Source organism: Paraburkholderia sp. SIMBA_053, from assembly GCF_046534895.1.
In the GTDB taxonomy this organism is placed as follows: domain Bacteria; phylum Pseudomonadota; class Gammaproteobacteria; order Burkholderiales; family Burkholderiaceae; genus Paraburkholderia; species Paraburkholderia caledonica.
The window spans coordinates 1-278 of sequence record NZ_JAWRXU010000532.1 but is presented as its reverse complement, the minus strand read 5'-3'; the positions used below and the strand labels follow the sequence as shown (position 1 = coordinate 278).

The following is a 278-nucleotide window of genomic DNA, read 5'->3' as shown; positions in this document are numbered from 1 at the left end:
GCCACCTGCGAGTCGATTTCGACGCCGCGATTCATCGGGCCCGGATGCATCACGATCGCATCGGGCTTCGCGAGCGCGAGACGCTCGGGTGTCAGCCCCCAGCTCTTGAAGTACTCCTGCGCCGACGGCAGCAACGCGCCGCTCATCCGCTCGTTCTGCAGACGCAGCATGATGATGACGTCGACGTCCTTCAGCCCTTCGTCGAGGTTGTGGAACACGCGCACACCCATCTGCTCGAGACCTCCCGGCAGCAGCGTGCGCGGGCCGATCGCGCGCAC

At 66.2% G+C, this 278-nt stretch carries 1 pseudogene; it reads right to left on the bottom strand.

What is annotated here, in order from left to right:
• Positions 1-278: pseudogene (gene pyrB / locus SB753_RS36725) on the bottom strand (aspartate carbamoyltransferase catalytic subunit); the annotation flags it as partial.